At 45.5% G+C, this 20,541-nt stretch carries 21 protein-coding genes; 10 read left to right on the top strand and 11 right to left on the bottom strand.

The window, feature by feature from the left end:
* Nucleotides 1-7: 7 nt before the first annotated feature.
* Genes ispG through rlmN form a run of 4 tightly spaced genes read right to left on the bottom strand, consistent with a single transcriptional unit; the run spans nucleotide 8 to nucleotide 4,241 of the window.
* Nucleotides 8-1,123, bottom strand: a complete 1,116-nt coding sequence (gene ispG / locus H9J30_RS15330; RefSeq protein WP_011073188.1) for a flavodoxin-dependent (E)-4-hydroxy-3-methylbut-2-enyl-diphosphate synthase — start codon at nucleotides 1,121-1,123, stop codon at nucleotides 8-10.
* A gap of 42 nt (nucleotides 1,124-1,165) precedes the next feature.
* Nucleotides 1,166-2,302, bottom strand: coding sequence for a RodZ domain-containing protein (locus H9J30_RS15325; RefSeq protein WP_240131775.1), 1,137 nt, complete (start codon nucleotides 2,300-2,302; stop codon nucleotides 1,166-1,168).
* Nucleotides 2,299-3,087, bottom strand: coding sequence for a type IV pilus biogenesis/stability protein PilW (gene pilW, locus H9J30_RS15320; RefSeq protein WP_240131774.1), 789 nt, complete (start codon nucleotides 3,085-3,087; stop codon nucleotides 2,299-2,301). Before pilW ends, H9J30_RS15325 begins: the two co-directional genes overlap by 4 nt.
* Nucleotides 3,088-3,119: 32 nt before the next feature.
* Complete coding sequence (gene rlmN, locus H9J30_RS15315; RefSeq protein ID WP_240131773.1) at nucleotides 3,120-4,241, bottom strand: dual-specificity RNA methyltransferase RlmN; 1,122 nt, start codon at nucleotides 4,239-4,241, stop codon at nucleotides 3,120-3,122.
* A gap of 144 nt (nucleotides 4,242-4,385) precedes the next feature.
* Between rlmN and H9J30_RS15310 the strand changes: the two genes are divergently transcribed.
* Both H9J30_RS15310 and H9J30_RS15305 read left to right on the top strand, forming a co-directional pair.
* Nucleotides 4,386-5,477, top strand: coding sequence for a CNNM domain-containing protein (locus tag H9J30_RS15310; RefSeq protein WP_240131772.1), 1,092 nt, complete (start codon nucleotides 4,386-4,388; stop codon nucleotides 5,475-5,477).
* A 97-nt stretch (nucleotides 5,478-5,574) separates the two neighbouring features.
* Nucleotides 5,575-7,326, top strand: a complete 1,752-nt coding sequence (locus H9J30_RS15305; protein WP_240131771.1) for a bifunctional metallophosphatase/5'-nucleotidase — start codon at nucleotides 5,575-5,577, stop codon at nucleotides 7,324-7,326.
* A gap of 67 nt (nucleotides 7,327-7,393) precedes the next feature.
* Here H9J30_RS15305 and H9J30_RS15300 read toward each other — a convergent pair whose 3' ends face one another.
* Complete coding sequence (locus tag H9J30_RS15300; RefSeq protein ID WP_240131770.1) at nucleotides 7,394-8,287, bottom strand: LysR family transcriptional regulator; 894 nt, start codon at nucleotides 8,285-8,287, stop codon at nucleotides 7,394-7,396.
* A gap of 162 nt (nucleotides 8,288-8,449) precedes the next feature.
* On the opposite strand from H9J30_RS15300, the gene H9J30_RS15295 reads away from it, so the two are divergent.
* Complete coding sequence (locus tag H9J30_RS15295) at nucleotides 8,450-8,893, top strand: DoxX family protein (RefSeq protein WP_240131769.1); 444 nt, start codon at nucleotides 8,450-8,452, stop codon at nucleotides 8,891-8,893.
* A 10-nt stretch (nucleotides 8,894-8,903) separates the two neighbouring features.
* Entirely contained in the window at nucleotides 8,904-9,599 is a 696-nt protein-coding gene (locus H9J30_RS15290) for a pirin family protein (protein WP_240131768.1), read from the top strand.
* A 111-nt stretch (nucleotides 9,600-9,710) separates the two neighbouring features.
* On the opposite strand, the gene H9J30_RS15285 is transcribed toward H9J30_RS15290, so the two are convergent.
* From H9J30_RS15285 to H9J30_RS15265, 5 genes are all read right to left on the bottom strand, one after another.
* Nucleotides 9,711-10,241, bottom strand: a complete 531-nt coding sequence (locus H9J30_RS15285) for a GNAT family N-acetyltransferase (RefSeq protein ID WP_240131767.1) — start codon at nucleotides 10,239-10,241, stop codon at nucleotides 9,711-9,713.
* A 63-nt stretch (nucleotides 10,242-10,304) separates the two neighbouring features.
* Nucleotides 10,305-10,850, bottom strand: coding sequence for a GNAT family N-acetyltransferase (locus tag H9J30_RS15280; RefSeq protein ID WP_240131766.1), 546 nt, complete (start codon nucleotides 10,848-10,850; stop codon nucleotides 10,305-10,307).
* 145 nt (nucleotides 10,851-10,995) lie between these two features.
* A complete protein-coding gene (locus H9J30_RS15275) occupies nucleotides 10,996-11,298 on the bottom strand; it encodes a hypothetical protein (RefSeq protein WP_011073198.1) in 303 nt (100 codons plus the stop codon).
* 126 nt (nucleotides 11,299-11,424) lie between these two features.
* Complete coding sequence (locus H9J30_RS15270; protein ID WP_240131765.1) at nucleotides 11,425-11,634, bottom strand: DUF3820 family protein; 210 nt, start codon at nucleotides 11,632-11,634, stop codon at nucleotides 11,425-11,427.
* 302 nt (nucleotides 11,635-11,936) lie between these two features.
* Entirely contained in the window at nucleotides 11,937-12,395 is a 459-nt protein-coding gene (locus tag H9J30_RS15265) for a GNAT family N-acetyltransferase (RefSeq protein ID WP_240131764.1), read from the bottom strand.
* 530 nt (nucleotides 12,396-12,925) lie between these two features.
* Between H9J30_RS15265 and H9J30_RS15260 the strand changes: the two genes are divergently transcribed.
* From H9J30_RS15260 to H9J30_RS15235, 6 genes are all read left to right on the top strand, one after another.
* A complete protein-coding gene (locus H9J30_RS15260; protein ID WP_240131763.1) occupies nucleotides 12,926-13,708 on the top strand; it encodes an AAA family ATPase in 783 nt (260 codons plus the stop codon).
* The gene (locus H9J30_RS15255) at nucleotides 13,668-14,096 is read left to right on the top strand and encodes a CopG family transcriptional regulator (RefSeq protein WP_240131762.1); all 429 of its coding nucleotides are present in this window, start codon (nucleotides 13,668-13,670) and stop codon (nucleotides 14,094-14,096) included. Before H9J30_RS15260 ends, H9J30_RS15255 begins: the two co-directional genes overlap by 41 nt.
* Nucleotides 14,097-14,274: 178 nt before the next feature.
* Complete coding sequence (locus H9J30_RS15250) at nucleotides 14,275-15,720, top strand: ABC transporter substrate-binding protein (protein ID WP_427915921.1); 1,446 nt, start codon at nucleotides 14,275-14,277, stop codon at nucleotides 15,718-15,720.
* The gene (locus tag H9J30_RS15245; protein ID WP_240131761.1) at nucleotides 15,717-17,441 is read left to right on the top strand and encodes a GGDEF domain-containing protein; all 1,725 of its coding nucleotides are present in this window, start codon (nucleotides 15,717-15,719) and stop codon (nucleotides 17,439-17,441) included. The genes H9J30_RS15250 and H9J30_RS15245 overlap by 4 nt, the downstream gene beginning before the upstream one ends.
* A gap of 119 nt (nucleotides 17,442-17,560) precedes the next feature.
* Nucleotides 17,561-18,385: a M90 family metallopeptidase gene (locus H9J30_RS15240; RefSeq protein ID WP_240131760.1), complete on the top strand. Its 825-nt coding sequence runs from the start codon at nucleotides 17,561-17,563 to the stop codon at nucleotides 18,383-18,385.
* 34 nt (nucleotides 18,386-18,419) lie between these two features.
* The gene (locus H9J30_RS15235) at nucleotides 18,420-18,992 is read left to right on the top strand and encodes a nuclear transport factor 2 family protein (RefSeq protein WP_240131759.1); all 573 of its coding nucleotides are present in this window, start codon (nucleotides 18,420-18,422) and stop codon (nucleotides 18,990-18,992) included.
* Nucleotides 18,993-18,996: 4 nt separating this feature from the next.
* Here the strand turns inward: H9J30_RS15235 and H9J30_RS15230 are convergent, their stop codons facing one another.
* On the bottom strand, nucleotides 18,997-20,460 hold the full coding sequence (locus H9J30_RS15230) for an HDOD domain-containing protein (RefSeq protein WP_240131758.1): 1,464 nt from the start codon (nucleotides 20,458-20,460) through the stop codon (nucleotides 18,997-18,999).
* Between the last annotated feature and the right edge of the window lie 81 nt (nucleotides 20,461-20,541).

Genomic DNA, 20,541 nt, shown 5'->3' with positions numbered 1-20,541 from the left:
GCGTCAGTTACTCAGTCGTGTCTTTAACTTGAATGCGATTAGCCATCTGGCTTGCTTTAGCGCGAATTTTCGCCTCTAGAGAATCAACTAAGTTGTCATTGTCGAAACGCTCTTTTTGACGCTCGCCCTCATCGTAATAACCACTCTTACGATGACCACCTGTCAAGCCAATATGGGACACTAAGGCTTCACCAGGACCATTGACGACACAGCCGATGATCGACACATCCATCGCGGTGGTCACATCTTCGAGGCGACGTTCTAGCTCGTTAACTGTGCTTATCACATCAAACTCTTGGCGCGAGCACGAAGGACAAGCGATAAAGTTAATGCCACGGCTACGAATACGCAGTGATTTTAAAATATCAAAGCCGACTTTGATTTCTTCCACCGGATCGGCCGCTAAGGAAATACGCAAGGTATCACCAATACCTTCGGCGAGCAGCATGCCTAAACCGACGGCTGATTTCACCGCCCCCGCACGCGCGCCACCCGCTTCGGTAATGCCTAGGTGTAATGGCTGACGAATTTGCTTAGCTAATAAACGGTAGGATTCAACCGCTAAGAACACATCGGAGGCTTTGACGCTGACCTTGAATTGATCAAAGTTCAAACGGTCCAGAATATCCACATGGCGCATGGCCGATTCGAGCAGGGCTTCTGGCGTGGGTTCTTTGTATTTGTCCATCAGATCTTTCTCTAATGAACCGCCATTAACACCGATACGAATTGGAATGTTTTTATCACGAGCGCACTCAACAACACTGCGAATACGTTCTTCGTTGCCAATGTTTCCGGGATTAATGCGCAAACAATCCACACCGTACTCCGCCACTTTTAAGGCGATGCGGTAATCAAAATGGATATCCGCAACTAAGGGTACAGAGACAGATTGCTTAATCAGTTTAAAGGCTTCAGCAGCGTCCATCGTTGGCACAGACACACGCACAATATCGGCCCCAACTTTCTCTAAGGCGCGAATTTGGGCAACAGTCGCCTCAACGTCGGTGGTCTTAGTGTTAGTCATTGACTGCACAGCAATCGGTGCACCATCACCGATGGGCACATTACCCACATAAATGCGGGTTGAAGGACGTCTCTTTATGGGTGTTTCGTTATACATACTCAATACGCTCTTTTCGGTACTCTGCGTTAGGTGCCAGACTTAAGCCTGTGGAATAGTCAAACGCGCAACGCGACCCTTAGGAAATTCAGCAAGACTAATGGCTTTTCCATCAACAGTAAAACTCGAAACGACTGTCGGCGCACCAAGGATCACTTTAAAAGGCAGCACACCACTAGCTTGAATATTTGCCCCTGCACCACGAACGCCATCAACAATCGCCTTACCGTTTGCATCGACAATGTTGATCCAACAATCGCCCGTCAGTTGAATATTGAGCGTTGATTGCCCAGCTACAGCAGGCATATTTTGCGCGTTCGTCGTTGAGCTGGTGACATTGGTCGCACTGGCATTAGCTGTTACTTGAGTTTGTGCAGCAGCGGTGTTTGGCACCGGAACGGTTGCAGTCGAAGCGTTGGATGGCGTTTGCACCGCACCTGATGCAGTTACAGTCTGCTTAGGCTCGTTAGCATTATTTGCAACACTATTGCGACTAGCTTCGCTGCTTGAGTTAGCCGTTTGCTCGCCTTCCATTACCGTCATAACGTTGGTGTTGGGATCAATAGAGCTAACATCGGTATCTTTTACCGGACCATCGGTCGCCATTGAGCCGTTGACTGCAATCTCACTTAAACGTGCACTTGCATCCGTTTCAGTTAGCAAGACATCACCTGGCAGGGTTTGATTCGCTGCGGCTACCTCTTCAGCAGTGGGTTTTGAGATGTCCACATGGGTAACGAGTGTCGCTCTCTGCATCCACCAAACCACGAACAGACCAAGCAAAACAATGACGATAAAAAAGCTCAGCCACTTTAATTTTGTGTCTCGAGCTTGATAAGTCGTCTTACGGGAAAAGCTTTGCATCGGAGGCTGTGTCACAAGGGGCACTTGTCTTGCAAGACATGCCTCAATCAGGGCGTTGTCGACCCCCAGCATACGCGCATAATTTTTAACATAGCCGCGAACATAGGTCGATGAGGCAATATTGGAAAAATCATCGGCTTCGAGATTTTCAACAATACCAGGGCGCAAATGCAGCTTCACCGCGGTCTGCGCAATACTTAATCCCATCTGCTCACGGGCCGATTTAAGTACACTTCCGAGTGTTACATCAGGCGTCGACTCAGCTTCATTTGCTGTAACAGGTTCTACTGACGCGTTTATTTCGTTATCTTTCATTGATGCAAATTAACTCTGTATTGCTTGGCTTGAGACGATGCGGGGAATTTGGCAAGCAATAAAATGCCAAATCGCTTCATAGCCGCATCATCATTCAAGGCCTGCTCAATTTTTATTCCGAGCGTTAAACTCTCCGGAGTCTGGGCTGCCACTTGGTGATAACGCGCTAATTGGTTACGCGCGTCGATATAATCACCTTTATTCATCCCAAGCTCAACCAGTTCCAGTAACGACACCGAGCGTCTCGGGTCATACTTTAACGCCATCTGAAAATACTGTCGTGCCTTTTCTGCTCGTCCCGCGTCTCGGCTGCAAAGGCCTAAGTTTTCATAACTGGATGCGGTACGTGTATATTTGGGCATTTCTATTGCAGCCAAAAACATTTTTTCAGCTTTGTCGTATTGCTTTTGTTGGCACAAAAACACCCCAAAGTTATTCATGGAATCGCCAGAGGCGTCCTTGGTATTAATGGCGTCTTGATACGCCTGTTCGGTACGTACTAAATCGCCCACGGTTTGGTAGTAATAGGCCATTGCCACATGAACATCTTCGAGCTCTGGCGCATATTCTATTGCTTTATCAAGATTGTACTTGGCTTGTTCCGAGTTACCTCGATTAAGATAGGTTAAACCGAGCTGCATACGCTCCCGGGCGGCCGCGACTTTATCGAGTTTTCGCTCCGACACCGGAATATCAGTCCCTGTATAGGTACGCTCAGTTACGCACCCCGTCACTGTTAATGACAGGGCTATTGCTAATGAAAACCCTGACAATCCATGCTTCATGGGCAAGCCTATAAATCTGTGCAAACAAAGAGTTAATTCATTGTGACCGAAATCTGATTTTCTTGCATGCGTTTTTTTGCTAAACGTTTGGTTCGATCGCGAATATCTCCTGCCAGCTGTCCACAGGCGGCGTCAATATCGTCTCCACGAGTCTTACGCACAATCACCGTCAAACCATATTCCATCAATACTTTAGAAAAACGGTCGATGCGCGAGTTCGATGAACGGCCATAGGGCGAACCTGGGTATGGGTTAAACGGGATCAGGTTTACCTTACAAGGCGTATCCTTCATTAATTGTGCTAATTCATGGGCTTGTTCAGTGCTGTCGTTGATGTGATCGAGCATCACATATTCCACAGTTACGCGGCCACGGTTAGCATTCGATTTAGCAATATAACGGCGGATCCCCGCAAGGAACTCCTGCAGCGGATACTTTTTATTAACGGGAACGAGAATATCGCGCAGCTCATCATTTGGTGCGTGGATACTCACGGCTAACGCCACATCGAGGGCATCACCCAGTTTATCGAGGGCTGGCACAACGCCAGAGGTCGATAGGGTTACGCGACGCTTTGACAGGCTAAAACCAAAGTCGTCTAACATGATGTCCATTGCAGGGATCACGTTTGCAAGGTTCAGAAGAGGCTCACCCATACCCATCATAACGACGTTAGTGATGGGGCGCTCGCCAGTATCTTTCGCAAAACCTAAGAAATGAGAAACTCGCCAAATTTGGCCAACAATTTCAGAAACGGTTAAGTTGCGGTTAAAGCCTTGCTGTGCGGTAGAGCAAAAAGTACATTCAAGGGCACAGCCCACTTGAGACGACACGCATAACGTGGCGCGGTCATCTTCAGGAATATAAACGGTTTCGACTTCTTGGCCTTCGCCGACATGGATGGCGAATTTAATGGTGCCATCGGCGGATTTTTGATAACTCGAAATTTCGGGGGCAACAATCTCACAGCGCGCCGCCAGTTTTTGGCGTAACACTTTGTTGATGTTAGTCATCTCTTCGAAGTCACTGACACCGAAATGATAGATCCACTTCATCAGTTGATCGGCACGGAAAGGCTTTTCGCCAAGTTCGGCAAATAATGCGCGCATCGCCTTACGATCAAGGTCTAATAAATTGATCTTTTTTTCACTCATAGGACTAACCTCAACACCAAAACCTGCAACAGGGCGGCGAATTATACAGACGCAGAAAAATTTTAGCCAGCAACTCCATTCTCCTATGCTAGAATCGCCGAGGGTCAATGTTGGCCTAAATTATGGAGTTGTAATACCACCTATATGTTAACCCTCATCATTATAGTGCTTGTCGCTGTCGCAGTTTCTTTTCTGTGCAGTGTATTCGAAGCCGTGTTGCTCTCGGTTACCCCTAGTTATATCGCTACGCTCGACCAAACTGACAGTGCTGCGGCGGCAAGGTTGCGTAAACTGAAAGAGAACATTGAAGCGCCACTCGTGTCTATTTTGACCCTCAATACTGTCGCCCATACCGTAGGTGCAGCGGTTGCAGGTGCGCAAGCCGCCAAGGTCTTTGGGGATGATATGCTCGGCGTTTTCTCCGGAGTGTTAACCTTTATTATTCTGTTTTTCTCAGAAATTATTCCTAAATCTGTGGGAGCAAATCACTGGCGCCGTTTAGCCCCAAGCGTATCGATTGCTATCACCTGGATGAAGCGTGCTACCCTGCCATTGATTTGGATGTCACAGCAAGTGACTCGCCTACTCGGTAAAGGTGAAGAAGGCCAATATATTCGCCAAGAAATGAGCGCCATGGCCAAAATCGGTCAAGAATCCGGTGAGCTGGATGAACAAGAATCCAAGATTTTGACCCAAATGCTTAAGGTGCGTGATGTGCCCGTTACCGCCATTATGACGCCGCGCACCGTGATGTTCTCTTTACCTATCTCGCTGACTCAAAATGAGTTTGTGCAAGAATATCGCGACAAACCTTTTACGCGCATTCCAGTTTATGACCAAGACCACGACGATGTTATCGGCTATATCACCCGCACCGATGTGTTGCTAGCAGAGCGTTACACCCCTGACGCGCCGATTGGTGAACTCAAGCGTAGCCTGTTTGTGGTGCCCGAAACGGCCAAAATTCTGCCGTTATTTGAGCGAATGATTAAGCGCAATACCCAAATTGCCATGGTAGTTGATGAATACGGCAGCAGCCAAGGCATTGTTACTCAAGAAGATATTATTGAATCGCTCCTCGGCTTAGAAATTGTTGATGTCAATGACCCTGCAACCGACATGCAGCAATTGGCGCGTAAACTCTGGACCAAGCGCATGAAACAGAAAGGCATTCGCCTCTCCGATGATGGCGACTTTGAAGCCGCCGCCGAAGATGACGAAGCACGCTCGGGTTAATGACATTATTTAGTCATTGTTAAAGTAAAGGGAGCTTAGCTCCCTTTCTTGTTTTTGGAGAGAAGGTTATAATCTCCCGCCGTAAAAGAGGTAAGTTATGACACAGGGATACACACTCTCACTCGCGCACATCAACGATACCCATTCGAATTTTCAGCCAAGCCGCGTACATTTTTCCGTAAATTTTGGGCTTAAATCCCTCGATATCACCAGTCACAGTGGTGGCTATGCCCGTCTTGGTTATCACATTAGCAAGGCGCGTGAGCAAGCAGATCAAAGCAAGACGCCGTTTTTGTTTTTACATGGGGGCGACAGTTTCCAAGGTACGCTTTATTTCAGTCATTTTAAGGGGAAGGCCAACGCCCACCTGCTGAATTTACTTGCCCCCGATGCCATGGTGATTGGTAATCACGATATCGACGAAGGTAACGCACGGCTCGCCGAATTTGCCAAGCAAATCGATTTCCCGCTACTGGCAGGCAATATGGACTTGAGCCAAGAGGATACCCGCAAACTAGGTAACCTACGCACAGTGGCCAATATTCTGGCCTATGATGAAAAAACGCAGCTCGCCAGTTACCTTGTAAAGCCCTTCTATGACAAAAAGCTCGCTGTCATCGGCATCACTCTGGATCAGATGAAAGACATCGCCAGACCCGATCCCGATACTCACTTTGTCGATGCCATTGCGACCACAGCGCGAACCGTCGAGCATCTGCATGCCAAAGGCATCAAACACATCATTGTGCTGAGTCACTTAGGTTTAGATCAGGATAAACGGCTTGCAGAACAAGTCGATGGCATAAGCCTTATCGTAGGCGGCCATACCCATACCCTCCAGGGCGATTTTACGGCGCTCGGACTCAGTCACTTGCCTTACGGTGAAAGGGTTAACGGCACTCCAATAGTACATGCGGGAAAATACGCCGAAACCCTAGGCTTGGCAGAGGTTGAATTTGATATCGAAGGCCGCGTTACCAAGCTAAGTGGTGGCAACTACTTTATGCTCGATAAGCAATTTATCTTAAGTTCGAGTGAACTAGTGGATGACACCGACTATCAAGCCGTGCGCCAGCGCTTTGACGCGCATCCCTTTATTCTTGGGGACGATGCCGATGAAGACATTCACGGCGTGATCCACGATATCTATCGCCCTGCGATTGCCGAAATGGAAAACAAAGTCTTAGCCCTAGTACCTAAAAACCTTGTGCATACCAGACTGCCTTCTAAAACGCTGCCCCATGGCAGTGAAATCGCGCCTTGGGTCAGCCGCAGTATGTTCCAAGAGGCGAGGATTGAAGATCCCCGAATTCATTTTGCGCTGCATAACGCGGGCGGGGTGCGCCAATCAGTCGCACAAGGCCAACTCACACTTGCCGATGTATTGGGCCAATTATTGCCCTTTGAACTGCCGTTAGTGAAATATGAAATCCAAGGTGAGTATTTATACCAGGCGTTAGAGTCAGCAATTAATGCCGCCACCAATAATAGCGTGAGAGGCACAGGCGCTGGCAGTTTCCCCTACACCTATGGATTACGTTATTACTACGATGGCAGACGTCCATTGGGTGAGCGCTTATTTAAGCTCGAAATGATGCCGCAGGATGGGCAATCGCTCTGGTATCCGGTCAAACAAGACGCTTTATATGTTGGCGTATCGACCTCTTATACTGCAGCAGGTAAAGAAGGTTATCATCCGCTGTTACAAGCTCGCTGGCAGGAATCGATTGATACCCTCACGCTACCGCAAGCCTTTATTCGCTTCCTCAATCGGGCGCCTAACCCCAATTTAGCGGATCTGCTCTCGCCCCATGTGCATTACACCAGCCACTTAAAGCGCTCAGTGTAATCGCATCGCCGTGACCGTACTTAGCTGCGGTGACGGCGACTTGTTATCATATTTGGACTATCTGTTGTTAAAACAACCAGTCGCAATTGGGCAAACGCTCGGCAAACCACGCCTGCGCTTTCCCCAGATTCCCCTTGCGCCACGCGAGAAACACTGGCTGCGCAGGTCTTGGGATCTCAACCTGACATGCGACTAATGTTCCTGAAGCCAATTCATCGACAATCAAATGCTTAGGAAGATAGCCCACACCTAACCCTAGCTGCTGGGCTTTAATCTTGGTCTGCATATTGGGCACGCGGATCACTTGCCTGCTATCAAACAAACCACTGGATCGCTGCGCCAAGGCGGTCGAACTATCGGCCACTACCACGGACGGAAATTGTAATAACGCTTCAGTCGCAATGGGGTGATCAAACTGCGATAAAGGATGATTGGGCGCAAGGGCAAAGACGAATTCAAGCATGCCGATTTCAACTAAATGATATTGCCCCTTAGGTAACTCTCCAGTGACCCCAATAGCAATATCGGCTCGGCCCGAATACAGCGCATCCCAGCCGCCACCCAGTGATTCCTCAGTGATATTAATAGTCACCTGTTTACCTAATTCGGTAAATTCGCCGATGAGTTTTAGCAGAGGTAAATCGGGCACCACAGTATCGATAGCTAAGGTTAATGTCGACTCCCACCCCGTTTCGAGTTGCCGGACGGCCGCTTCAAGCCTTGAGGTTGCTGCAAGGATCTCCCGCCCTTGGCGCAGCACAAGTTGGCCAACTAAGGTCAGCTCAGCACGCTGGCCCTTACGTTCAAATAATTTTACCCCTAAATCGCTCTCTAATTTCTGGACTGTGTAGGTCAGCGCCGACGGCACCCGAAACAAGGATTCAGCCGCTGCCGAAAAACTACCTTTCTTATCAATAGCATCGAGCACTATTAATCCGTCAAGACTTATCGCTGGCAACATAGCCGCCTCATATTCAAATTATTTGAAGTATCAATTGAAAATGTTCCGATTTTCTTTGGGTAAGGTCAAGACTAAACTCTAAATCAATCGAGATTACTGACAAATCTCTAACGACTGCCAGATTAAATACTTAGTTAAAAAATTTGAAATAAGGAAGATCCTATGAAAGCACTCATCACCAAATTACTGACATCAGCTCCCAGTTTCGCCCCATTGGCCCTACGTATTCCCATCGGAATTATTTTAATGGCCCACGGCGCGCAAAAACTCTTCGGCTGGTTTGGTGGCTACGGCCTAGAAGGTACAGGACAATGGATGGCCTCCATCGGCTTAACTCCGGGCTACTTAATGGCATTGATGGCAGGTTCAAGTGAATTCTTTGGTGGTTTACTGCTCATCATCGGCTTACTCACTCGCCCTACGGCGCTGGTATTGTCCTTTACTATGGTGGTCGCAATTTTCTCGGTGCACATAGGTAACGGCTTATTCCTTAGCAATAACGGTTATGAATTTGGTTTAGCCCTGTTAGCTGCCACACTGTCACTGACTATTTCTGGCGCGGGAAAACTCAGTGCTGATAACTTGTTAACCGCACGCTTAAAATAAGGAGTTAACCATGATCCGTATACGTAAAGCGCAGGACCGAGGACAGGCAAACTTAGGCTGGTTAAAGAGTCAGCATACCTTCTCGTTTGCGAGCTACTACGATCCACAACATATGGGTGTGTCATCCTTACGAGTCATAAACGATGACAGAGTCGCACCGGGCGCTGGGTTTGAAACCCATGGTCATAAAGACATGGAAATCATCAGCTATGTGATTTCAGGCACCATTGCCCACAAGGATAGCTTTGGTAATATCAAAACCTTACCTGCGGGGGAGTTTCAGTTAATGTCTGCCGGCAAAGGGATTTATCACAGCGAATTTAATGCATCAAATACGGAGCCATTGCACTTTTTGCAGATCTGGATCCAACCAGACACCTTAGGCATTGATGCTGGCTATCAACAAAAAGCCTTTACACAAACGGCGGCACTGACAGCCGTAGTCACCCCTACAGGTGAACATGGCACCTTAAAAGTACAGCAGGATGCCATCTTATATCGCCTGCAACTTTCGCCCAATGAGCAAGTGCAGATGCCAACGCGAGATATGAGTCGTCAGTTATACGTACAACTGGTAGAAGGGACGCTTAAGGTGAATGACGTTGAATTAACCCCAGGAGATGGCGCACATATTACTGCCGAGCAAGCCGTTCTATTTAGCGCATACCAAGGCCCAGTTACCGCACTGGTGTTTGATTTAGCCTGACGATGCATTAGGACCAATAAAAAACCGCCAAAGTAACGAGGCGGTTTTTTATGACATAGATGACCCGAACGAAATCGCTAGGATTAAATCAACTGGCTATATAGCGCTAATTTATGATAACGACATGATTAAGCTAAAGTTAACTAACACCTGCGCCTTATCATTTTGCTTATCTTCCGCGGTTAAATAACGACGCAGTTCATTACGGCGAATGCTATTAAAACCTTGTTTCTCAAAGAAAGGCCTCGCCAGATAGGAGGCTTCCACCGTAAGTCGTTTAAGGTTTAGCCTTTTGGCCTCTTCGAGTAGTGCCAAATATAAATGTGTCGCGACGCCAGCACGGCCGTATTCAGGATGAACAAACAGGCAATCAACTTCGCCGACTAAGCAATCCAGCTCTTTATCGGGGCACAACCTTAAACTGATAAAACCGACCAACTTATCGTCTTCAAGTGCAACCCACGTAGTTGTGTCTGCCAATTTTGCAAGCCAGTAGGCGTCACTGCGCGCCTCGCCTTGATTTTGCGCCCACGCTAAACGTTCGGTCAGCGAATAGTATTCCTGTGCGCCCTCCATGATACTGGCGTTAAATACCGCTGCCAGTTGCGCTACATCATGGGGAGAAAATAAGCGTATCTGCATTGGAGTCCACTCCTATGGGTTAATCATGACCAATGGGCATACTTAGAGTGTATCCCCATTCAGTTACAGTTGTTTAGTCATATAAAAACTCGGCAACACCTGCCCCAGTTTTTGTTGATAGCTTCGTTGCTGCTGGATGAATCCGAGCTTAGTAAATAATCCACGCGAAAGATAAGACGCATCGGCACTTAATTGGCTATAACCTTGTGCTCTTGCCCATTGTTCTAATTGACGATAAGCAAGTTCACCCAAACCTTGCCGCTGCCAATCAGGATGAATATACAGGCTATCGATATATCCCCTATGGCGAAAATCCGTTTCAACATTGATAAAACCTGCACAAATCTTAGTTAAGCTCGCCCCATCTGTCACCAAAATAATCCAAGCTTGGGAACGACTTAAACGTAAATGCCAGTGTTTACTCGAACGGGGCGCCTGTGACCAAGCCATTAGTTGCACCGCATTGTAACGCTCATGCTGTATTTGCTGAACGCAGTGATGAAAGAGCTGACTAACCGCACTCGCATAACGGCGATGGTAAGCGACAACTTCTATTTGTTTATCGGTTTGTTTAAATGTTGGCAAGGTATGCTCAACCATAATTGGCATTATTTGCCGTATTTTGCAGTTATTTATAGAGAAGTGATAGCCTAGCCGTTTATTGAATCCTAACATCGCCCAAAACAAAACCGCCTCGAATTCAGCGAGGCGGTTTAGGCATTCTTGGCAACATCGAGGTTGCGCTGAGAAAACATTATTTCTTTTCGATTTTTCCAACGAACAACAGTTTGTCGAAGGTACGATTTAAGGTCTTGCTAGTGAATTGGTTCATCCACATTTGTTCAACCACAGCCACTTTATCGCCTTTTTTGACTTCAGCTTCTGGGCCAGCTGCCCAAAACGTGCTGTCAGCTTCTTTAATTTGAACATAGGTGTAACCGCCACCATTCATAGTATCAACCACAGTACCTTCATGAACGACGCCCTGTGCCCAAGCACTTGACATACCTAACGCTAATGTTGCTACTGCTGCTAATTTTACCAATTTTGCCATCATGCTGTTGTTCCTTGTGTTTTACTAATATGCGGCATTAAAACATGCCATAGGCAATAAATCGCCAATCTCTATCACGAAATACAACACTTATCGCAAAAGTAGGATTTTTATCCCTACGTAGGGAACTCATTTTAAAAGCGGTTTTAACATTGCTTCGAGACCGTTAAGTTTAACCTCATAGATCAATGCCAATTGCTCTCCTAACTTGCTCTTGGGGAATCCCTGTTGGTGGAACCAAACTAAATAGGGCTCGGGTAACTCGAGTAAACGTCGACCGGCATATTTACCAAAGGGCATCACCTGATTGACCGCGTCGATAAGCTGTTGTTGATCCATAGCGTAACCACTTCAAACAATAAAACTGACTCAAGGCTGGATGCTACTCCATTGATGGAGAAATACCTAAAGTTAACTGATGAAGACACAGGCGTTGACATTTTGAGATGAGATATTGTTCATTCAGGCAAGCTGATACTCAGAGAACGGGAGTGAGGAGCCTAATTCCAATCAAATGACGGAGCAGTTCTTACGTTATAGGTAGAGTAAGGGCTTGCGAAACGCCTTATTCGGGCTGAATTAAGCCGCACAATTCCCCCGAAACCTCAACACGCCCTAACTTATCCTAAATATCCGCACTGTTATGCATACACTTTTCGCATATTAGGCCCTAGATTGGCACAATGAGAATGGGCAAAACCATAGTCGGTACAAAGCTTTTCCTCCTCACCATGGGCATTAATACTGACGTAAGTCCCAAGCGTTGCGCGATCATCCACAAACGCCATCACCCGCTCTAAGATAATCTTGCCCAAGCCAATATGGCGATACTCAGGTAGAACAATAAAATCCTCTATAGCAAAATGGTTAGCGTTATCACCATAAACACAGGCTGTCGCAACTATGGTTGATGTATTTTTATCCTGCTTAGCCGTTAAATGAATCGATACCCAATATAGCGGTTGTAAAGGATGGCCATCTGCCATTTCGACACCGATAGAAGGCAGCCCAACCGCATCCCGCAGATGCAGCAGCTCATGAAATAACGGCGCAGATTCAACCAGTTCAAATTCAATAGGCATTAGCATTTTAATATCCATTTAGGCATCCCTTCACGAATGGTAGAAAAATCAAGGTGATTAGACGGCATAATAGGAGAATACTAACCCAACTAGGTGGCAGTTTGATGACACTCAAGCTCCCTACAAGACAACTTTCGATTGAAAAACGATAATGAGAGACGCCGAGTTCAATAATATTTTGAAATAAGAAAATAAAATTAATCGATAAAATGAAATAAAGAAAACCTAGCGACCGATGTTATTCCAACGATCAAGCGCTATCGCTTTCGATGCACCACTGCAAAAAATAAATAACCTTTATAAAATCAAATAACTAATCGCAAAACACTTGAGTTCAGCTTGATCTTAAGAAGAGTCAAATTAACGGCATATATTGCTGTAACGTCAAATATTAATCCTGCGACATTTTATGAAAAAACGTCAAAATTCAGCTAATTGACCGCTATTAACATAGGGTTTACATTCGTTCGTGACTACTCGGCGCGGTAACAAATCAACGAGCAATAAACCGCCGCCCAAGTGATACCCTAAGCATTGAGGAATTCGTCATGATAGTGTTAATCGGCGGCGAAAAAGGCGGCAGCGGCAAAAGTTGCCTCGCACAAAATATCGCAGTATTTCTCACCACTGAATGTGGTGCCTCTGTAATAATGGTCGACTGCGATCCGCAGCGCACCACATCAGATTGGATCCAAGCCAGAAACAATAATCCTAAACTTGCAAGTATCAATTGCGTGCAGCTTTATGGAAAAATCCGTAATGATCTTCTGAGCTTAGAACAACATTATGACTTCGTCATTGTAGACTGTGGCGGGCAGGATAACCTCGCATTAAGAGCGACCATGTCTGTCGCATCCCATATCTTGATGCCACTCAGGCCCAAACGCCGAGATTTAAAAACCGTGAGTCATATGGATGATATCGTCGCGACCTGTAAAATGATTAATCCCAAATTACATGCCTCTTTCGTTATCACTCAATGCCCCAATCTTCCTAATCAAGCAAATCGGATCTTGGAGGCGAAAGAGGTCTGTAAAACATATGATATCAATGTATTAGATGCGATTACTTATAGTCGAAATATCTATGATGACAGCGAAGAATCCGGATTATCTGTACTCGAAATAGAACCCAAAGGTAAGGCTGCTGCCGAGATCCGTGCCATTGCCTGTGAAATGTTTCAAGTTGATTGCGCAGCCTCATTAACAGCTTTACTCAAGCCAAGCACATCCATAGCCGGACACCACAGTCAAATTAACCAAAATCAGTCGAATCATCTGAGAGGACAATATGGGACTCAGCGACCTCAAGAAAAACGCTATGCCATCTAGGGGAGGCACAAAGCCCCTTTCCCTTGATGAGTTTATTGATGCCGCGACCCTCTATGCAATGGGAGAGACTTGTCTGCCAACGGCACAAAATGCTATGGCGGAGTTAGTGATAGAATTCCCCGTGGAATGTACTCAGGATTCATCTAATGTAGTGACCTTGCAACGCCCTAAAACGTCGCCGATATTGCTTGATATAAGCCAAGAAGAACGCCCACATTACCGTAAAGCTACGTTTTCATTGAGTGAGGCAGCAATCGCTCATTTAGCCTCACTCTCTGAGGAAAGTGACATTTCGAAATCTAAATTGGTCCGTTTTTTAATTGAACAACATTATGCTTTGCCCACCGCCTTACGGCAGATGTGCGAGCTGCAGATAAAAAAATCTTAGTCCCGCACCATCTCCCACCTTTTCCGGTGTTCTACATTAATTTAGAACACCGGATTTTTTTGCCTAAAATATTTGATACAACGCCATTAACTTTATTAACAACCCCATCCACAATGTACAGCTGAGTTGATTAATGATATTGATTAATATGTAAACACTCGTATTTAAGGAGTTATTCTTGTCAAAACGTTTGTCGCTCTTATTATTCGGACTTGGATTAACGCTCACGCCCCCAGCCTTAGCGGAATTCTCCTTGGCCCAAATTCCGCCATTGTCTAATAAGACTCCAATCACCTTGGTTGCCGAAAAGGGATTTTGGACTGACTACCTCACCCAAGAAATGCTGCCTAAATTTACCGAAAAAACCGGTGTCAAAGTCAATGTAATTAGTACCGAGCTTGAGAGTATGTTCGAACTCCAGACCCAAGCATTACTAATGGGGGAAGGAAAATACGATCTGCTCACGATGGAGGCTGGCTGGGCAAAAGAATGGGCGGCAAACGGTTATACTGTACCACTGCTTGAATTAGCCAAGCTGTACGATCCAGATGGTGAAAAAGCGATGGAAAGCTATCTCGAACCCTACTATCCATCGTTACTTAATATTTTGTCCTATAACAGAGAGTTGCACGCCATACCCTACAATAACTATGTAATGGGAAGTCATTATCGAGCCGATCTATTTGAAAATAAAACCGAACAGGCTCACTTTCAACAACGCTTTGGCTACCCACTAAAACCCGCGACCAATGTTGAAGAATTAGCAGATCAAGCCGTTTTTTTTACGCGAAAAGCGGGGGAACTGCTTGCCGAAAAACCATTAACCCATGATTTTTACGGTTTGGCATTAATGTCGGGTAATAAGCCCCATATCAACGATGAGTTCTCAAGCATTATTTGGAGTTTAGGCGGCGCTTGGATGTGGCCAATCTATAATCAACAAAAAAAACTGACTCATTTTGAAGTACCTACCGTCAATCAAGAGGCCATAAAGGCTGGAATTGCTTATCGTAAACTCATGCCTTATGCCTACCCTGCTGATGATAAGTTTGCCTTCAATGAGGCAGCAGATGCCATGGCGACTGGACAGGTAGCGATTTGGCCCTTTGCTTACAACAACCTTTGGCACGCTTCCTTTAAAGTCGAAGCCAATATACCGGGGGCTCGACTTGGTGTGTCTCAAGTGCCGGGCGGAACCCCCTATAATGGTGCTTATGCCTTTGCGGTAAGCTACGACAGTAAAAACCCTCAAGCCGCCTATTGGTTACTTAAGTATATGGGCACCTTTGAGGCTCAATATGCCTATGCTCTTGGTGGCGGAAATCCTTGCCGTATGGATGTAGTCACAGCGCCCGAATTTAAAAATGCCTCCAAAAAAGCGATTGCGGGTGCATTTGAGGCCAGTCACGTTGCTAACTTATTCTGGTCTACTAAAGTATTGGAACTAGGACACTTTACCTCTACTGCTATGGGACAGATTTATCCTGAGTTAAGCCGTGCTTGCTATGCAGCCAGCCAGCACGAAGCCAATATTACGGATATTTTTATCGAGTTAAGTACCAAAATTAAACAGTTGCAGAATACCCATGGGGAAGTCCCTGCAATAGACAAGAAAAACAAATGAACTCAAAACGACTCACCAGTCTTAAATATAAAATTACGCTAGCCTTCTACATCATCCTCGGCATGGCGATAGTCAATGGCATTATCGCTATCCTATTGTCACAACAATTAAAAACTGAAATTGAACAACTGGTAAATAGCGAGGCAGTCAAAGTGACGACTGCACTGCAATTGGCTAAAAATAGTGAAAGATTGCAAATTATTACCACTGAGTTAAATCATTATGATACTGAGGAGCAACGACTTACTCTTCTTAAGGAATTGACCACCCAATGGGAATATTTGTTAAAAGACACCAAAGTATTATTTAGTCTCGAAACCACCCCCAATATCCATCAAGCATTAAATCGTACGATTGATACTCAGCTTTATTTTCAGCAGCAACTCCCCTTACTTGACAACCTGACAGATAGCGCATTACAAGCCAAGTTACAGGCACAAAATATTCAAGCTAATTTAGCCGGAATGTCATCTGCATTTTCCGATGAGATGCAAGCTCAACTCAACCTGACTCACGAGCACTTCCACCTGTTACTCGAACAAAAAAATCTTGCTGGAATTTCCGATAACCTTAACCAACATCAAGCACTCTCCGTATATTTTCATCACGGTGAGCATCTCTTTGCCTTATTAGAAGAGGTAAAAAATTCCCAGAATGTTGTGGAAATAAATCGACTCCAACGGGAAGCTATGCGTCTACTGATCCAGATGGAAGAGATCGTCGCCTCAATGCATACAAGCGATAGTATTTACCTTAATTGGCTATCTCAAATAAAACAAAATATGGCGGGTAATGACAACCTATTTGGATTGTCTCGTAATGCCCTAAAAAGCACTCAAATTGCCAATGCCCACTTTGACTATCAAGCCAGGGCCGCACAAGAAATAGCGACATTCACCCAAGAGTTAGTCGACCATGTTGAAGATGAAATTCAGATCGCAGGCACCAATCTTAAGAGTGATAGCACCTCCTTTGTGATTCTGATTTTTTGTGGCGGTATTCTCTATTGCTTTTTTATCTGGCTCACCAGTTGGCATTTTATTGCGAAGGGCATCATCAAACCCGTTATTGCAACCCGTGATGCAATGAATGCTATCGCCAATGAAAAACTAGACGCCCAAATGCCCATCACCGACAACCTAGAGCTTCAACAAATGGTGAGCTCGCTTGAGACACTTAAAACCTACGCGGCTCAGGTTAAAGCGATGGCAGAAACCGATGGATTAACAGGTTGCTATAATCGCCGCTATTTGGACAGTCAAATACTAAAGGAATTGAGTTACGCAAACGATCACAATATGCCCTTGAGTATTGTGATGTTCGATTTAGATAACTTTAAAGAATTTAATGATCAATACGGCCATGTCAACGGCGATCAGTGTTTAAGACAAATCGTCAACGCGGCCAAATCAATTCTACAAAGACCAACGGATATTCTCGCACGCTATGGCGGTGAAGAGTTTATGCTACTTTTGCCCTCAAGCCATATTGAAGATGCCTACAAAATTGCTGAGCGCCTGCGCGAAACTGTTATCGACTTGCATATTATCCACCAAGGCTCATCGCATTCGGGAATTGTCACCATCAGTTTAGGAGTGGCCTGCTGGCAACCGCCAGAATCATTCGATGTTAATAAGCTTATAAGCCATGTTGACGAAGCGCTCTATCGTGCCAAACTGGCCGGACGAAATCGCACTGAAGTCTTTATCGACGCTCGATAACCTTGCCAATGACAACCCAATCAGTTTGCTAAGTCTTTTATTTCAATGGAGGGATTGAGTTCAACAAGTAGAACCCCCATTAGCTAATATAGCCAATATCAATTCTGCACTGAGGGATCATGCTTGCCACTTTAACCATTCTGCTATTTGGCCTCAGTGCAATGGCTTGGCTGGGGTCCAGTCGTTGGCGCAAAACTCGCCATCGAAACCGGGTATTGGCCAGTCCCTTTCCTAAGGCTTGGCGAGCAATACTAAAAAGAAGACTCCCTTTCTTTCACGCATTACCAGCTGATCTCCAACTACAACTGAAACGTCACATTCAAGTGTTTTTGGCTGAAAAGCATTTTATTGGCTGCGACGGTTTACAAATAACCGATGAAATTAGAGTGACCATTGCAGCCCAAGCGTGCCTGCTATTGCTCAATCGCAAGACTGATTTTTACCCCAAACTAAGACAGATATTGGTCTATCCCGATGCATTTATCGTCGACAGTCAGCGACAGGATCCCGCTGGCTTAATCAGTGAACAGCGCAATGTACTCGCCGGAGAATCTTGGGAGCATGGGCAAGTAATACTATCATGGAAAAACACCCTCGAAGGCGCCGCCAATCCCCATGATGGCAATAATGTCGTTATCCATGAATTTGCCCATCAATTAGATCAAGAAGATGGCTACGCCAATGGCGCACCGATTTTGCAACGTCGTCAGGATTATCTTTCTTGGTCCAGCGTATTCAATCAAGCATTTAATGAATTAGTCCATGATGCTGCTATGGGTAAGCCGTCCCTATTTGATTACTATGGAGCGACTAACCCTGCAGAATTTTTTGCGGTGGTGACTGAGGTGTTTTTTGAAAAACCAGAAGCACTTAATCTCGAGCATCCTGCACTTTATCGCGAATTGAGTCATTTCTATCAAGTCGATCCGATAAACTGGCGCTAATGTATTTGTTAAGTAATAAATAAAGGAATTCCCTATGACAATAATAACAACTCAACCTAAAACCCTTTCTAGCTGTTTGCATCACGTCACTCGATATAGCCTTAGTAAATTGACTACCACACTGTTGATGGTTGCAGGATTGATACTTAGTGTGCCAAGCGCCAGCGCCAGTGATACCCCCTCTACACCCGTAACAACAGCCATATCAACTGCAACTGCCGATGAGCAAGCGGCTGCTCAAGTTCTTGATAAGTTGAACCAATATTCTAGTAGTGCCGATTGGGATAAGTATTTTGCACTGTATCGACAGGATGGTATTTTTATTGGAACAGATGCGAGTGAGCGTTGGGGAATGGCGGAATTTGAACGCTATTCCCGCCCGACAAAAGGCTGGCGTTACGATTTAACGAGCCGCCATTTAGTCCAACATGGCGATGTAATCCTCTTCGATGAGCTGCTAAACAGCCCAAGTTACGGCGTGAGCCGAGGCACGGGGACATTAATAAAAACCAAGGGGGAATGGAAAATAGCCCAATATCATTTGAGCTTTCCCATCCCCAATGGCATAGCGAAAAAAATCACGACTGAAATTAAAAACGCTCAGTAAATCGTTATTTTAAGGACAAGGTAAAACACACATTTGCAAGCTGTGAGAAGTGGATAAAAGCTTGAAAATCCACTTCTGCAAAACACCTCTCTGATGGCCCTCTATCGGCGTAATAAAAACCGATCACTTTATTGTCCACCAGCAACGGCGCCACTAAAAAACCCGATTCTGGCAGTTGTACCTTTAACTCTCGGCATTGCTCTTGCCATTTTTTAGTGCAGGGACTGTCGATCCAAAGCGACTCTTTATGCTCCATCGCCATTGGAAATAAGCCTTTTTTATCCCCAAGTTCGATAATAAATTGCCGCTTCATTTCCTCTGCATCTCTGCCAAGCATAATCCTTGGCTGTAACTGTTTACGGCTAGGAGACAACAGCAACACACCACAGCGGTCTACCCCGACGCCTTCTAAAATCCCCTCAAGCACGGTTTGCATAATTTGATTAAAATCTGCTTTATTGATCGCGAAGGCCGTAAGCTCACGTAGTTTTGCTAATTGGACATTTAAATTGGCTTCAAAAATGGGTTGTTCGACTTCAGGTAAGCAAGGCTCAAGCTTATCAATCCTTTTGGGATCAGGCAGATAATCAATCAGCACTTTAGCGCCATAGGCTTCAGCTAATTTATGGGTCGCCTTGGTACAGCGCTGCATTTTTAAGGTGAATTCCGTTTCATCAAGCCCCGTAAAATGGGCTGCCTGATTGATATACTTCTCTAAATCATGTTTATCTGGCACTGCCTCCGAGAGTGTTTCACAAAGCTTATCTGCTAAAAATATAGATCGTATCTCGGGACGAGGGTCATCTGGGTAATTTACCGCTTGGATCAATAATTCTCCTAATCCCCAATGGCGAGCAATACTCTGAGTTAACTGCGAAAAAGAAGTACCTATGGTTTCACGAATAAGGCTTCGCTCATCCGCAGGGGTTTCACATTCTGTTAATTGGCTATCGAGGGTTTCGGTAAATTCCCCCCCGATACTCCAAAATGCGCTCTCACCGATATGAAAAAGTAAACAGGCTATAAAGGCCTCTTCTTGAATGTCATCATCATAATCACTCAACATCATCCGAGTTAGCATCGCGGCTTGAAATGCCTTAGCCATTAATTTGATTAATCTTTGATATACTGAAGGTGCAAGATTTTTACTTTCTAACAGGCTAGATAACAATTGCGCCGTGATACAAATATTACGTACAGCATCAAAACCCAGCACAATAGCAGCTCGGCTTACCGTCGATATTTGCGTACTGCCTTTATGGTAAATCGCACTGTTTGCAACTCTTAAAATACGCGATGTGAGGGCATTATCGTGCATCAGGCTACGGCCCAATAAGGCGAGTGAAGAGACATCATCCTTAGCAAGCTTTTCTAGTGTTTGGACTGTGGAACAAAGTGCTGGCATTTCCAAATCACTGATCCTTTTTGTCCAATAATCAACCCCTTTATTTGTATTATTAGGTTTCAACCTAGCTTTTCCTCGATGATGTGATGTCATTGTTTTTAGTATAGATAAGCTTAAAAAATTCGCCTCGCATCTGGCTCACAA

The sequence above is a fragment of the Shewanella cutis genome (assembly GCF_022410515.1).
Lineage (GTDB): Bacteria > Pseudomonadota > Gammaproteobacteria > Enterobacterales > Shewanellaceae > Shewanella > Shewanella cutis.
This window is presented reverse-complemented; position numbering and strand designations above follow the sequence as displayed.

Bases quoted from the DNA above. Each gene is read 5' to 3' on its own strand.
- H9J30_RS15255 (WP_240131762.1), top strand. From the start codon at position 13,668: ATGGGACTCAGCGACCTCAAGAAAAACGCTATGCCATCTAGGGGAGGC.
- H9J30_RS15235 (WP_240131759.1), top strand. From the start codon at position 18,420: ATGACAATAATAACAACTCAACCTAAAACCCTTTCTAGCTGTTTGCAT.
- rlmN (WP_240131773.1), bottom strand. From the start codon at position 4,241: ATGAGTGAAAAAAAGATCAATTTATTAGACCTTGATCGTAAGGCGATG.
- H9J30_RS15310 (WP_240131772.1), top strand. From the start codon at position 4,386: ATGTTAACCCTCATCATTATAGTGCTTGTCGCTGTCGCAGTTTCTTTT.
- H9J30_RS15240 (WP_240131760.1), top strand. From the start codon at position 17,561: ATGCTTGCCACTTTAACCATTCTGCTATTTGGCCTCAGTGCAATGGCT.
- H9J30_RS15285 (WP_240131767.1), bottom strand. From the start codon at position 10,241: ATGCAGATACGCTTATTTTCTCCCCATGATGTAGCGCAACTGGCAGCG.
- H9J30_RS15265 (WP_240131764.1), bottom strand. From the start codon at position 12,395: ATGGATATTAAAATGCTAATGCCTATTGAATTTGAACTGGTTGAATCT.
- ispG (WP_011073188.1), bottom strand. From the start codon at position 1,123: ATGTATAACGAAACACCCATAAAGAGACGTCCTTCAACCCGCATTTAT.
- H9J30_RS15305 (WP_240131771.1), top strand. From the start codon at position 5,575: ATGACACAGGGATACACACTCTCACTCGCGCACATCAACGATACCCAT.
- H9J30_RS15280 (WP_240131766.1), bottom strand. From the start codon at position 10,850: ATGCCAATTATGGTTGAGCATACCTTGCCAACATTTAAACAAACCGAT.
- H9J30_RS15270 (WP_240131765.1), bottom strand. From the start codon at position 11,634: ATGGATCAACAACAGCTTATCGACGCGGTCAATCAGGTGATGCCCTTT.
- H9J30_RS15275 (WP_011073198.1), bottom strand. From the start codon at position 11,298: ATGATGGCAAAATTGGTAAAATTAGCAGCAGTAGCAACATTAGCGTTA.
- H9J30_RS15295 (WP_240131769.1), top strand. From the start codon at position 8,450: ATGAAAGCACTCATCACCAAATTACTGACATCAGCTCCCAGTTTCGCC.
- H9J30_RS15260 (WP_240131763.1), top strand. From the start codon at position 12,926: ATGATAGTGTTAATCGGCGGCGAAAAAGGCGGCAGCGGCAAAAGTTGC.
- H9J30_RS15300 (WP_240131770.1), bottom strand. From the start codon at position 8,287: ATGTTGCCAGCGATAAGTCTTGACGGATTAATAGTGCTCGATGCTATT.
- H9J30_RS15245 (WP_240131761.1), top strand. From the start codon at position 15,717: ATGAACTCAAAACGACTCACCAGTCTTAAATATAAAATTACGCTAGCC.
- H9J30_RS15325 (WP_240131775.1), bottom strand. From the start codon at position 2,302: ATGAAAGATAACGAAATAAACGCGTCAGTAGAACCTGTTACAGCAAAT.
- pilW (WP_240131774.1), bottom strand. From the start codon at position 3,087: ATGAAGCATGGATTGTCAGGGTTTTCATTAGCAATAGCCCTGTCATTA.
- H9J30_RS15290 (WP_240131768.1), top strand. From the start codon at position 8,904: ATGATCCGTATACGTAAAGCGCAGGACCGAGGACAGGCAAACTTAGGC.